This window comes from Bradyrhizobium cajani (genome assembly GCF_009759665.1).
GTDB classification, from domain to species: Bacteria; Pseudomonadota; Alphaproteobacteria; order Rhizobiales; family Xanthobacteraceae; genus Bradyrhizobium; species Bradyrhizobium cajani.
In genome coordinates, this window is record NZ_WQNE01000011.1 from 1 (window position 1) to 12,437 (window position 12,437).

The 12,437-nt window shown below is 65.3% G+C and carries 12 protein-coding genes; 8 read left to right on the forward strand and 4 right to left on the reverse strand.

Annotation, left to right across the window (positions count from 1 at the left end; translation table 11 throughout):
• The first annotated feature begins 172 nt into the window (after positions 1–172).
• The 3 genes from GPL20_RS15180 to GPL20_RS15190 are packed head-to-tail and all read left to right on the forward strand — an operon-like array spanning position 173 to position 3,386.
• Positions 173–931 (forward strand): M15 family metallopeptidase, encoded by a 759-nt coding sequence (locus GPL20_RS15180; protein ID WP_157330277.1) that lies wholly within the window; start codon positions 173–175, stop codon positions 929–931.
• 23 nt (positions 932–954) lie between these two features.
• Entirely contained in the window at positions 955–2,598 is a 1,644-nt protein-coding gene (locus tag GPL20_RS15185) for an acyl-CoA dehydrogenase family protein (RefSeq protein ID WP_157330278.1), read from the forward strand.
• 23 nt (positions 2,599–2,621) lie between these two features.
• Entirely contained in the window at positions 2,622–3,386 is a 765-nt protein-coding gene (locus GPL20_RS15190) for a CPBP family intramembrane glutamic endopeptidase (RefSeq protein WP_157330279.1), read from the forward strand.
• A 113-nt stretch (positions 3,387–3,499) separates the two neighbouring features.
• Here the strand turns inward: GPL20_RS15190 and GPL20_RS15200 are convergent, their stop codons facing one another.
• Both GPL20_RS15200 and ruvX read right to left on the reverse strand, forming a co-directional pair.
• Positions 3,500–4,423 carry an AEC family transporter gene (locus tag GPL20_RS15200; protein ID WP_157330281.1) on the reverse strand — a complete coding sequence of 308 codons (924 nt, stop codon included), beginning with the start codon at positions 4,421–4,423 and terminating at the stop codon, positions 3,500–3,502.
• A gap of 3 nt (positions 4,424–4,426) precedes the next feature.
• Positions 4,427–4,918, reverse strand: a complete 492-nt coding sequence (ruvX, locus tag GPL20_RS15205) for a Holliday junction resolvase RuvX (protein ID WP_167533044.1) — start codon at positions 4,916–4,918, stop codon at positions 4,427–4,429.
• A gap of 47 nt (positions 4,919–4,965) precedes the next feature.
• Here ruvX and GPL20_RS15210 point away from each other — a divergent pair, with 47 nt between their 5' ends.
• Together GPL20_RS15210 and GPL20_RS15215 are read left to right on the forward strand one after the other, a co-directional pair.
• The gene (locus GPL20_RS15210; protein WP_157330283.1) at positions 4,966–5,178 is read left to right on the forward strand and encodes a hypothetical protein; all 213 of its coding nucleotides are present in this window, start codon (positions 4,966–4,968) and stop codon (positions 5,176–5,178) included.
• Between the two features lie 318 nt (positions 5,179–5,496).
• Positions 5,497–7,710, forward strand: a complete 2,214-nt coding sequence (locus GPL20_RS15215) for a DNA/RNA non-specific endonuclease (protein WP_157330285.1) — start codon at positions 5,497–5,499, stop codon at positions 7,708–7,710.
• Between the two features lie 112 nt (positions 7,711–7,822).
• Here the strand turns inward: GPL20_RS15215 and GPL20_RS15220 are convergent, their stop codons facing one another.
• Positions 7,823–8,758, reverse strand: a complete 936-nt coding sequence (locus GPL20_RS15220; protein WP_157330286.1) for a cyclase family protein — start codon at positions 8,756–8,758, stop codon at positions 7,823–7,825.
• Positions 8,759–8,965: 207 nt separating this feature from the next.
• Entirely contained in the window at positions 8,966–9,856 is an 891-nt protein-coding gene (locus GPL20_RS15225; protein ID WP_157330288.1) for a LysR family transcriptional regulator, read from the reverse strand.
• A gap of 95 nt (positions 9,857–9,951) precedes the next feature.
• On the opposite strand from GPL20_RS15225, the gene GPL20_RS15230 reads away from it, so the two are divergent.
• The 3 genes from GPL20_RS15230 to gatC all read left to right on the forward strand — a co-directional run bounded on the left by GPL20_RS15230 (position 9,952) and on the right by gatC (position 12,426).
• Positions 9,952–10,995, forward strand: coding sequence for an NAD(P)H-dependent flavin oxidoreductase (locus tag GPL20_RS15230; RefSeq protein ID WP_157330289.1), 1,044 nt, complete (start codon positions 9,952–9,954; stop codon positions 10,993–10,995).
• Positions 10,985–12,061, forward strand: a complete 1,077-nt coding sequence (locus GPL20_RS15235) for an NAD(P)H-dependent flavin oxidoreductase (RefSeq protein WP_157330290.1) — start codon at positions 10,985–10,987, stop codon at positions 12,059–12,061. Before GPL20_RS15230 ends, GPL20_RS15235 begins: the two co-directional genes overlap by 11 nt.
• Before the next feature lie 77 nt (positions 12,062–12,138).
• Positions 12,139–12,426 (forward strand): Asp-tRNA(Asn)/Glu-tRNA(Gln) amidotransferase subunit GatC, encoded by a 288-nt coding sequence (gene gatC, locus GPL20_RS15240; RefSeq protein ID WP_157330292.1) that lies wholly within the window; start codon positions 12,139–12,141, stop codon positions 12,424–12,426.
• The last annotated feature ends 11 nt before the right edge of the window (positions 12,427–12,437 follow it).

The following is a 12,437-nucleotide window of genomic DNA, read 5'->3' on the forward strand; positions in this document are numbered from 1 at the left end:
GAGCTATAGGCGTGGATGGGTGGGTGGGCAAGGGGCAAAGACGAGGAAGTGAGTTATCCCCTGATCTGTCTCCCACTCAGTCATTCGGGGATGGCGCGAACGCGCCAGACCCGGAATCTCGAGATTTCCGGGTTCGGCTCTTCGAGCCGCCCCGGAATGACAGGGGAAATGAATGCGCTTCGCTAGACCAGTTTTGATTCCATTTCTCGCAATCACCTCAATCTCCGCAGCCCACGCCCAATCGCTCCCCGGCGGCTTCGTCTATCTGCGCGACATCGACCCGACCATCGTGCAGGACATCCGCTACGCCACGTCGAACAATTTCGTCGGCCGTCCGCTCGCCGGCTACGGCGCCGGCGAATGCGTGGTGAAGCGCGAGGTCGGGCTGCGGCTGAAGGCCGTTCAACAGGAGCTGGCGGCGCAAAGCCTGTCGCTGAAGATGTTCGACTGCTATCGTCCGGCGCGGGCCTCGCTCGACATGGTGAAGTGGTCGCAAAATGGCCACGAGACCGCGGCCGAGCGGCGCTACAACCCGAAGATATCCAAGACCGAGCTGTTCCGCCTCGGCTACATCGCGAGCCGTTCGCAGCATTCCACGGGCGCCGCGCTCGACCTCACTTTGGTCGACCTCAAGGCCGACAACTCTGCCACGTTCGATCCAGCGAAGGTCTATGCCGATTGCACGGCGCCGGTCGAGGCGCGATCGCCGGAGGGCAGTGTCGACATGGGCACCGGCTACGACTGCACCGACGCGAGGGGGCATACCGCGGCACCGTCGCTCACGCCGGAGCAGCGCGCCTGGCGCAAGCGGCTGGTCGCTGCCATGGCCAGGCAAGGCTTTGTGAACTATTCGAAGGAGTGGTGGCATTTTTCCCTGCCGGGGGCGGGCGGGGCGGCCTATGATTTCCCGATCCAGCCGCGGCGGAACTAAAGGTCCGACCCGAGGAAGCGCAGATGACCCAGCCGAGTTTCGCGACCCACGAGGTCTTCAACCAGTCACCGCCGTTCGAGGATGTCGACCTCTTTGCGGTGGATCGGCCGCTGGTCGATGCGGTCAGGGCCAATGGCGGCGCGGCGGCGGAGCGGCAGCTGTCGGAATTCGGCAAGCATTGGGGCTCTGCCGCGATGGCCGATCGCGGGCGCCTGGCGAACGAGAACACGCCGAAGCTGCGCACCTTCGATTCGAAAGGCAACCGGCGTGACCAGGTCGAGTTTCATCCCGCCTATCACGAATTGATGGCGCACAGCGCGCATGCCGGCGTGCACAATTCGACGTGGACGGCGGACGGAAAGCCTGCGGGCGATGCCGCCGAAGTCATTCGCGCGGCGAGATTCTACATGGCTTCGCAGGTCGAGACCGGCCATCTCTGTCCGATCACGATGACGCGCGCCTCCGTCGCGGCGCTGGCGCTGCAACCGGATCTGCTCGCGCGCGTGATGCCGGTGCTGTCGACGAAGAGCTATGATCCCGCCTTCGCGCCGTGGTGGGAGAAGCGCGGCATGACGCTCGGCATGGGCATGACCGAGAAGCAGGGCGGCACCGACGTGCGCGCCAACATGACGCGCGCGGTGCGCGACGGCGATGCCTATCGCATCACCGGCCACAAATGGTTCATGTCGGCGCCGATGTGCGACGCGTTCCTGGTGCTGGCGCAGGCCGAAGCGGGCCTGACCTGCTTCTTCATGCCGCGCTTTGCTCCGGATGGCTCGGTCAACGCGATCCAGTTCCAGCGGCTGAAGGACAAGCTCGGCAACCGCTCCAACGCCTCCTCGGAGGTCGAGTTCGTCGGCGCCTATGCGGAAGCGGTGGGCGAGGAGGGCAAGGGCATCCGCACCATCATCCAGATGGTGCAGCTGACGCGGCAGGATTGCGCGATCGCGTCCGTCGGCCTGATGCGCTCGGGGCTCGCGCATGCGCTGCATCATGCCCGCCACCGCAGCGTGTTCCAGAAGCATCTCGCCGACCAGCCCTTGATGCTGGCGGTGCTGTCGGACATGGCGCTGCATGTCGAGGCGAGCACAGCCCTGGTGATGCGGCTCTGTCGCGCCTTCGACCGCACGCCGCACGATGCGGCGGAAGCCGCGTATATGCGGCTGCTGACGCCTGCGATCAAATACTGGACCTGCAAGAGCGCGCCGCCGTTCCTCTACGAGGCGATGGAGTGCCTCGGCGGCAACGGCTATGTCGAGGACGGCATTCTGGCGCGCCACTACCGGGAGTCGCCGGTGAACGCGATCTGGGAAGGCTCGGGCAACGTCATGTGCCTCGACGTGCTCCGGGCGCTCTCGCGCGAGGCGGAGGCTGCGATGGCGGTGCTGCAGGCGCTGGCGGCCGAGACCAAGGGCTTGCCAGGGGCAGGCGAGGCGGTCGCGTTCATCGGCAAGACCTTCCGCCGCGCCGACGGCGAGCGCGTCGCGCGCCTTGCAGTCGAGAAGCTGGCGCTGCTTGCGGCCGCCGCCGCGCTGAACGGCGTCTCTCCGCGTCACGCCGACCTGTTCGCCGCCACGCGTCTCGCCACCAATCATGCCAGCATGTACGGCGCGGTGGATCTGGACAGCGGCGACGAGCGTGCTCTGCTGAAGCGGGCGCTGCCGTGAGCCTCCCTAACGAAAGCCTTCTGATGGACACCCTCAATCCCGACCATCCGCCGCTGATCGAGACTCCTGCGACCCCGCGCGTCTGGAAGTTCTGGGGCACGGCGCTGTGGGGCCTCGTCATCTTCGTCGCGATGTTCGTCGGGCAGATCGGTGCCATCGTGCTGCTGGTGGCGCAGCGTGATCTTCCCATGGATATCGCTTCGCTCCAACTCGTCGGCCATGAGCCCCAGGCGCTCGCGCTGTCGGTGATCATGGGTCTGCCGGCGACGCTGGCCGTGGTCTGGCTTGCCATCCGTATCAAGAAGGCGTCCTTCGCCGACTATCTCGCGCTGCATTGGCCGTCCTGGAAGCAGCTGCTGTTCGGCGCCGTCGGCCTGATCCTGGTCGTTCTGGTCTGGGAGACGATGTCGCGCGCGCTCGGCCGCGAGGCGACGCCGGGCTTCATGACCGATCTGTTGAAGTCGGGCCGCGACAAGGGCGCAGCGCTGATGCTGCTGGTGGCCTTCGCCGTGGCGGCGCCGATGTCGGAAGAAGTCCTGGCGCGGGGCTTCCTCTATCGCGGCTGGTCGGCAAGCTTCCTGCGCGTGCCCGGCGCGATCATCCTGTCGTCGCTGGTGTGGACCGTCGTGCACCTGCAATACGACCTGTACTTCCTCGCCGAGGTCTTCACCATCGGCGCCTGGTTCGGCTACATGCGCTATCGCGCCAATTCGCTCTGGCTCACGGTCGTGCTGCACGCGCTCAACAATCTGACCGCCGTGGTGCTGACGATGTGGCTTGGGGGCTAGCCGCGCAGCCCGCTCCACGCTCCGTCATTGCGAGCGAAGCGAAGCAATCCAGACTGTTTCCGCGGAAGCAGTCTGGATTGCTTCGTCGCAAGGGCTCCTCGCAATGACGAACTCTAAGCCGCCAGCGCGATCGCGACCGGCATCGTGATGGCCGCAAAGATCGTCTGCAGCGTGATGATCTGCGCCAGCAACGGCGCATCACCGCCCATCTGGCGCGCCAGCACATAGGCGCTGGGCGAGGTCGGCACCGCCGCGCAGATCGCCACGATCGCGAGGCTGCTGCCGGAAAGCCCGAACCAGGCACCGAGCGCCAGTGCGAGCGCCGGCATCAGCACGAGCTTGAAGACGACGCCGATGGCCGCGCCCAGGCTCGGGCGCAACAGGCCTTCGAGATGCAGGCCGGCGCCGGTGACGAGCAGGCCGATCGCGAGCGAGGAGCGGCTCAGCGCGTCCGCCACCTCGTGCCAGAGTTTCGGCAGCGGCAGGTGCATCAGATTGACGGCGAGCCCGATCGCGCAGCCCCAGATCAGGGGATTGCGGATCACCGTCATCACGATCGCACGCACGGACCGCTTTTCGGGCGATGCATAGTGGGCGAGCACCGCGACGCTGAACACGTTGACCAGCGGAATGATCGCGACCATCGCCACCGAGGCGAGCGCCAGCCCGACATCGCCGAACATGTTGGCGGCGACCGACAACCCGACGAAGGTCTGCCAGCGCGTTGCGCCCTGGAAGATCGAGGTGAAGGCGGGGCCGTCGATGCCGAGCCGCGACAGGACGGGGCGCAGCGCAAGGCACAGCAATGACATCGCGAACGCCGACAGCAGCAGTGCGCCGCCGACGCCGGCGACCGGTACCTTGGAGAGGTCGGCCTTCACCAGCGTCTGGATCAGCAGCATCGGAAACAGCACGAAATAGGTCAGCTGCTCCAGCCCGTGCCATTGCGTGTCGAGCCGCATCAGGCTGCGCTTCAGCACGATGCCGAGCACAATGAGGATGAAGACCGGCAGCAGCGCCGCAATCACGACGGCCATGGATCAGTCGGTCCCCGAGGCCGAGCGGAGATTGGCGAGGCGGTCGAGCGCGCCTTGCAGGATGAAGATCGCGGCGTGCTCGTCGATCACCTCGGCGCGCTTGGCGCGGCTGACGTCCATGCCGATCAATTCGCGCTCGACCGCCGCCGTCGAAAGCCGCTCGTCCCACAGTCCGATCGGAAGAGTGGTGAGCCCGGCAAGGTTGCGCGCGAACGCGCGGGTCGATTGCGCGCGCGGGCCCTCGCTGCCGTCCATATTGATGGGAAGTCCGAGCACGAAACCGGTCGCCTTGCGCTCGGCCGCGATTGTGAGCAGCCGGGCTGCGTCCTGCTTGAACGCCTTGCGCTGGATGGTCTCGACGCCGGTGGCGAGCCGCCGGTCGGGATCGGACGCGGCGACGCCGATGGTCTTGGTGCCGAGGTCGAGCCCGATCAGGGCGCCGCGCGCGGGCCAGTGGGTTGCAGCATCGACCAGGGAGAGGATAAGAGCCGGCATGGCATCAGCGCATAGCATGCGTCGTGCCGTGGAGTGAACCCGGGACGATGGATGCACTGACACTATTCGGCCTGTTTGCCGTGACGGCGATGCTGGTCTGCTATGCTCTGGAGGATCGCAGCCACTGGTTCGTGCTGCTGTTCGCCGCGTCCTGCGCGCTCGGCTCGGCCTATGGCTTTCTCCAGGGCGCCTGGCCGTTCGGCCTCGTCGAGGCGATCTGGGCGCTCGTGGCGCTGCGGCGGTGGTCTCTGAAGGGATAGTGACGGAACCTCAGCTTAGGGCCCTTGTCCCAAGCCCTTGCGAACTCGTGATGTGCGGAGGCGAGAACATGGGCCATTTGTTGCGCACTTCACAAAAGCGACGTCGCATCCCATGACATGATGTCGCGCGCAGGGCAGCCGGCATCGATTGACGCTTTGGTTGTGACGCGATAGGTTTATCTGGCTAAAGTAGTAGGGGTCACCGACCCCGATTTTCAAGAATCATTGGCAGTGAACGGCAGACAGGCCGCACTGCAGCCTTGGCGCAATTTTCAGCGTCCACACGTCGATATTCATCCGAATTTTCGAGAGGTCATCATGTTCATCAAGCCAAGCCTGATCGCGGGCTCAGAACGGCGATTCAAGCAAGCCGAGTTTTCACCAGAAGCCTTGAACCGGAAATTGGGCGACGGCCCGATCGAGATGAGCGTCGAGAAGAAGCGCCTGCGCCAGCGCCAGCTCTTCGCCGAGACACGCGACGTGCAGGCGGCCGAGATCGGCCTCGAGCGGATCATCAAGGGCAACGATCTCGACAGCATCAACTATCTCGCCAAGGGCACGACCGCCTCACGCTCGGTCTGTCGCATCCAGCTCAGGGATCTCAAGTCAAATCTGATCGGCTATGGCTCGGGCTTTCTGATCGGGCCCGACCTGCTGCTCACGAACCATCACGTCTTCGGCAAGCCGACAGACGCAGCCAATTCGATCGCCGATTTCAACTACGAACTGGACATGTCGGGACAGGAGCGCGTGCCGGTCAGATTCGGATTTGAGCCGGGCAAGTTCTTCTACACCAACGACAGGCTGGATTTCTCGATCGTCGCGGTGGCGCCGACCTCGCTGTCCGGCGGCGAACACCTCGAGGACTGGGGATGGTTGCCGCTCAGCGGTGCGCCCGGCAAGGCGGACCTGGGCGAGTACCTCACCATCATCCAGCATCCCAGCGGGCAGATGAAGCAGGTCTGCGTCCGCGAGAACAAGCTGCTCAAATATGTCGGTGACTTCCTCTGGTACAACACCGATACCACCGCCGGCTCGTCGGGCTCGCCGGCGTTCAACCGCTTCTGGCAGGTGGTCGCATTGCACCACAGCGGTGTGCCGAGGAAGGATGCGCGGGGCCGCACGCTGACCAAGGACGGCAAGGTGTGGAATGCCGCGATGGACGAAACCTCGATCGACTGGATCGCCAACGAGGGCATCCGGATCAGCGCGATCGTCGCCGATCTCAGGATTTCCGTGGGCTCGCATCCCCTCATCAAGCCGGTGCTCGACGAGGAAGAGCCGCCGACCCGGCACGAGGCCGAGAGAGTGCCGCAGCAAGCCGCGGCAACTCCCTTCGGAGCCAATCTGTGGGTCGAGCAAACTGTCGACGGGACCTCGCTGGTGGTCCCGGTCCGCGTGCCACTGCCGATGCTCAGGAAGGAAATCCCGATGGTCCCGCCCGTTCCGGGCCCGGGAGGAGGCAATGGTAGAGCGCCGAACGGCGGCAAGCAGAACGGCGGCAAGCCCTTGCTCGTTCCGCCGGTCCGCCTGTTGCCCCACATCAGCGCGAAGAACGGCCTGCCCATGGAGGCCGTGCATATCGATCAGAGCACGCTGAAATCGCGGCCCGGCTACAGGGCGAATTTTCTCGGCAGCGGCAAATTTTCCGTCCCCCTGCCGAAGATACCCGCCGCCCTCAAATCCAGGGTCGCAATGCTGAAGGGGAGCTCCAAGCAGTCCGAGCTGAAATATTTCAACTACAGCGTCGTCATGAACAAGGAGCGCGGGCTCGCCTTCTTCAGCTGCGCCAATATCGACGGCGGGAAGCAGCAGGACGTCGGCAAGCGGGAGGGCGATTCCTGGCTGCGCGACCCGCGCATCGATGACGACGCCCAGATCGGCGACGAGTTCTACCGCAAGCAGGCCACGTTCGAGGTCGACCGCAACAAGAATCCGTTCGACCGCGGTCACCTCGTGCGCCGCCTGGATGCGACCTGGGGCGACACCGTCGCCGCGGCCAAGCAACATGGCGACGATTCCTTCCATTTCACCAATTGCTCGCCGCAATTCTTCTCGTTCAACCAGGGCAAGCAGCTCTGGGCAGGACTCGAGGACTACACGCGCGATGTTCTGCTCGAAGGCGAGGAGAAGGGTATCGTGATGAACGGTCCGGTGTTCGACGGACCGGATGCCAGCGGATCCGACTTGCCCAATCCGGCCGGCAAGTCGCACAAGGATCCGAGCTTCGGCGGCATTCAAATTCCAAAATACTTCTGGAAGATCCTGGTCCGACGGGACGACGACGGTCTCAAGGCAGCGGCATTCCTGATGAGCCAGCGCAAGCTGGTCATGGGGATCGACCGAATCCAGGAGGCGGATCTGCTCGAGCGGATGTCCAAAGAGGACGTCAGCGTCTTCCAGGTCTCGATCGCGGACCTGACGAGACTGACCAAGCTCGACTTCGGCAATCTCGTCGACGCGGATTCGCACGAGGAGACCTCGGTCGGCCCGCGTCGGATCGAGTCCTATGAGGACATTCGGCTCAAATAGCGCTTCGGTTCGCGAGCCGTGAAACCGAGGCGGCGTTCGGGTGAGGGCAGCGGTGGTCTCTATCGAGACACTGCAAGACCCTCACCCGGCTTTCCTCCGGGCCGTGTGGGCGTCAGCGGATCGCGATCGGATTGATCATGGCCTGCACGCCGCCGGTCCAGCGCGGCTGCCCGAGCACGAACAGGAATTCGTAGCCCTTGTCGCGGGCGAGCGCGGCGGTGTCCATGTTCTCGAGGATGTAGGTCCCGTTCATCGCGAGCAGGATCTGGTGCACCTCGAACACGTTCTTGGATTCGAACGGCAGCACCTCGAGGCCCCAGGTGTCGGCGCCGACCGCGACCACGCCCTTGCCGGTCAGGTACTTCGCGCCTTCGACGCCGAGGCCGGGCTCGCCCGCCGAGTAGCGCTTGTCGTCCTTGCCGATCAGGCTGAGCCAGCCGGTGTGGAAGATGACGACGTCGCCCTGGCGGATCTCGACGTTCTGCTGCTTGGCGGCTTCCTCGATCTCCTTGACGTTGAAGGCGGTGCCTTCCTTCACCACGTCGGTTTTGAAATAGGCGGCCATGTCGAGCAGCACGCCGCGCGTGACCATCGGCGGCACCTTCTCGATGCCGAGCTTCTTCAATCCGTTGGGATCGGCGAAATCGGCGAGCTTGTTGCCGTTGTAATAGACGTGCTCGATGCCGAGATGGCCGAGCCCGTCGAGCTGGCTGCCGATGCCGACCCAGCTGTCGAGGATGTCGTCGTTGTAGGTCGCCTTGTTGGGACCGAGGCCCGGGCTGCCGGCCTGTCCCGGCTGCACGATGGTGAGCTTGAAGGTGCGCGGCGGATAGGCCGGCGTGTTCGGCGTGACGGGAATGCCGAGCGCATAGGTCTTGCCGGTCTTCACCAGCGAGGCGGCCTTCACCACGAGCTCGGGCGTCATGTAGTTGGCGGCGCCGATCTCGTCGTTCGGCCCCCATTTCGACTTGGTCCAGTCCTGTGCGCTTGCTGTTTCGATCGTCGCCGACAACGCGGCGACACAGCACAACACGAGCGTATTGCGCATCGATAGTCCTCCCGATGTTTTTGCCGATGTTTGGCTTCGTTATGGTTTCGCGCTGGCCAGTGGCGCATCCTAACGTAGAAGGAGCGGGGGCTTCAAAGCTTTTCGAACTGCTGCGCTGCGATGTTCGAACGCAACGCGTGGCGCCGTTTGATTCAATCTCGACAGATTTGTGTCGGGGAATTTCGTGCCGTGGAACACGACGTCGTCTCAGGCAGCGATGATGTCGTCGTCCTTCTTCAGGCAGGAGACGAACCCGCTGAGCGCGCTGGTTTGATGCCCGGCGCCGCGCTGGATGAAGAGTGTTTCGGCGCGTGCGTGCGCCTGGCTCAGCGTATGCATCGACACGCCAGCGTTCAGCGCGTTGCGTTCGACCACGGCGCGCGGCAGCAGCGTCACGCCCATATTGGCGGCGACGCAGCCGATCATGCCGTCGAGGGTGCCGAGCTCGAAGCGCGCCGCCGAAGGCCAGCCGAACTCGACGAAGATCTGTTCGAGGCGCTGGCGATAGGTGCAGCCGGTGCGGAACACCAGCGCGGTCGGGCCGGACTCGGGCGTGCCGGCGCGCAGCTCGGCCAGCGAGGTCCAGCGCTTCGCGCTGACCAGCACCAGCTCCTCGCGGAAGGCGCTCGTCGCGGTGAGATCGGCATGCGCAATGGGACCCGCGACGAAGGCGCCGTCGAGCGAGCCCTCGAGCACGCTTGCAACGAGATCGGCGGTGGTCGCGGTGCGCAGCGAGAGTCGCACCGCCGGAAAGCGGCGGTGAAAATCGGCGAGCAGCGGTGGCAGTCGCACGGCTGCGGTGGTCTCCATCGAGCCGATCGCGAGCGGTCCCTTCGGCTCGCCATCGTCACGCGCAGCCAGTATGGCTTCACGCGACAGCGCCGCCATTTTTTGCGCGTAGGGGAGGAGACGCTTGCCGGCGCCGGTCAGCGTCATGCCGCGCGAATGCCGCTCGAACAGCGCGGTGCCGATCTCCGCCTCCAGCGCCTTCACGCGCTGGGTGACGTTCGACTGCACGGTGTTGAGCTCCTCGGCGGCGCGGGTGATACCGCCGGCGCGGGCGACGGCGGCGAAGGTCTGGAGGTCGCTGAGTTCCATGGCCCGTTTCTCTTTTGAGATGGCAGCGTTCTGTAGAATTCAATTTTGAAGAATGCTATTCGCGCCTAATCTTCCTGTCCAGAGTGGGAGGACTCATGCCGATCGCCACGCCGCTGACGGAGCTTCTCGGGATCACGCATCCGATCCTGTCGGCGCCCATGGATACGATCGCGGGCAGCCGGCTGACACGCGCCGTCAGCGAGGCCGGCGGATTCGGCATCCTGGGTGGTGGATACGGCGACCGTGCCCGACTTCAGACAGAGGCCGCAGAGCTGAAGGGCTTTGCGCCGTTCGGCATAGGCTTCATCACCTGGAGCCTGGCTCAACAGCCCGAACTGCTCGACATCGCGCTCGACGCTCGCCCGCAGGCCATCATGCTGTCATTCGGCGATCCCGCGCCGTTCGCGCCCAGGATCAAGGCGCGCGGTGCACGACTGATCTGCCAGGTGCAGAGCGAGGACATGGCGAGACAGGCGCTCGCTGCCGGGGCGGACATCCTGATCGCACAGGGTACCGAGGCCGGCGGCCATGGCGCATCGCGCACCACGGTCGACATCGTGCCTGCGATCGTCGATCTCGCGGCAGGGCGCGTACCGGTTGTCGCGGCCGGCGGGATCGCCGATGGCCGCGGCCTCGCCGCAATGATGATGCTCGGCGCATCCGGCGTGCTGATCGGCACGCGCTTCTATGCCAGCGTGGAGGCCAATGGCGCCGAGGAGGCGAAGCAGCGCATTTGCGCGGCTGATAGCAACGACACGGTGCGCGGCGTCGTCTTCGACTGGTCGCGCAATCTATTCTGGCCGGCCCCGTTCACGGCGCGCTCGCTGGTCAATGATCACGTCAGGCGCTGGACCGGCCGCGAGATCGAGCTCATGCAACGCGCGAGCGAGGTCGCCGTGGAGTATGCCGCGGCGAAGGCCGCGGGCAATTTTGAGGTTGCCGCGGTCTTTGCCGGCGAAGCCGTCGGGCTGATCCATGATATTCCACCGGCGGCCGAGATCGTCGAGCGGATTGCAACGGAGGCCGAGCAGTTGTTGGCCGGACGACGCAATTCGATGACAGCAGCGAAGAATTCTTCACCGTCCCCTGGAGGGGGAGGTAAGGACGAACAACCAGAGAGACCGAGCCATGTGGCCTGACCGTCGACTGATCGACCTCTTCAAGACCGAATTCCCGATCGTGCTGGCGCCGATGGCCGGCATCATGGATGCGGAGCTGGTGATTGCGGCCGCGCAAGGCGGGGCGCTGGGCTCGCTGCCCTGCGCGATGATCTCCGCGGAGAAGGCGCGCGAGCAGGTCGGTCTGATCCGCCAGCGCGTGAAGGCGCCGGTCAACATGAACTTCTTCTGCCACACGCCGGTCGAGCTCACGGCTGAGGCCGAGACGCGCTGGAAGCAGCGGCTCACGGGCTATTACACCGAGCATGGTCTCGATCCCGCCGCGCCGATCGCCGCGGCGAACCGCGCGCCGTTCGATGCCGCCTTTTGCGAGGTGGTCGAGGAGCTGAAGCCGGAGATCGTCAGCTTCCATTTCGGCCTGCCGGAGGAAGCTTTGCTCAAGCGCGTCAAGGCGGCCGGCTGCCTCGTCATCTCGTCGGCCACGACGGTGAAGGAAGCGGTCTGGCTCGCGCAGCGCGGCGTCGATGCCGTGATTGCGCAAGGCGCCGAGGCGGGCGGCCATCGCGGCATGTTCCTGACCGACAAAGTCGCCGAGCAGCCCGGCACCTTCGCGCTGGTGCCGCAGGTCGCCGATGCCGTGAAGGTGCCGGTGATCGCGGCCGGCGGCATCGCCGATGGGCGCGGCATCGCCGCAGCCTTTGCGCTCGGTGCCTCCGGCGTGCAGATCGGCAGCGCCTATCTGCGCTGCCCGGAATCCAAGGTCAGCGCCGGCGGCCGCAGGGCGCTCGCTGAAGCGCGGGACGATTCCACCGTCATCACCAATGTCATGACCGGCCGGCCGGCACGCGGTGTCCAGAACCGCCTGATGCGTGAGGCCGGCCCGATCTCGCCGGACGCGCCCCCATTTCCCCATGCGGCGACCGCGCTGGGGCCGCTGAAGGCGGCTGCCGAAAAGCAGGGCAGGGTGGATTTCACCAATCTCTGGGCCGGACAGGCCGTTGCCCTGGGCCGCGAACTGCCGGCGGCCGAATTGACCCGGGATCTGGCCAGATCAGCCATGGCCCGCATGAAAGCGCTGGCTGGGTAAGGGGAAAGCCCCGGTTGCGGCGCAAAACCGGCCTCTGCTATACGGCGGTTAGGTTTTGCCGTGAGAGGCCTTATATAATGTCCGTCGACGCCACCACCGTCCGCCGCATCGCGCATCTGGCGCGCATTGCGGTCTCCGAGGACGAGGTTCCGCACTTGCAGGGCGAGCTCAACGCGATGCTCGCCTTCGTCGAGCAGCTCTCGGAGGTCAATGTCGAGGGCGTGGAGCCAATGACCTCGGTCACCCCGATGCAGATGAAGAAGCGGCAGGACGTGGTCAATGACGGCGAGATCGCCGACGATATCGTTGCGAACGCGCCGGCGACCGAGGGGCATTTCTTCCTGGTGCCCAAAGTCGTTGAGTAACTTTTAGGACG